This is a genomic window from Cupriavidus sp. SIMBA_020 (genome assembly GCF_046535395.1).
GTDB classification, from domain to species: domain Bacteria; phylum Pseudomonadota; class Gammaproteobacteria; order Burkholderiales; family Burkholderiaceae; genus Cupriavidus; species Cupriavidus campinensis.
The window spans coordinates 1-255 of sequence record NZ_JAWRWU010001095.1 but is presented as its reverse complement, the minus strand read 5'-3'; the positions used below and the strand labels follow the sequence as shown (position 1 = coordinate 255).

Annotated in this window: 1 protein-coding gene; it reads right to left on the bottom strand. The window is 64.7% G+C overall.

Annotation, left to right across the window (positions count from 1 at the left end; all coding sequences use genetic code 11):
• Window positions 1-255, bottom strand: a 255-nt coding sequence (locus SB751_RS32885; RefSeq protein WP_410749364.1) for a head-tail connector protein, incomplete at both ends; no start/stop codon positions are given.

The following is a 255-nucleotide window of genomic DNA, read 5'->3' as shown; positions in this document are numbered from 1 at the left end:
GGTGCGGTACGGAAACAGCAGCGCTTTCGCGCCGCCCGGCAGTTCCATCACGCTCGTCGACGTGCCCGCGACAACGTCCTCGCGGTAGGCGTAGAGCTTGCCGAGCGTGAGCAGGATCGCCGCGCGAATGACGTCGTCCGCAACGATCGGATCGACGCCTGCCGTCTCGGCGTCGATTGCTGCCTGCATGTCTTCGTCGTTGCCGTAGACGCTGCGATTCAGAAACGTGGCAGCCGACTTCGTCGCAGCGTTGAC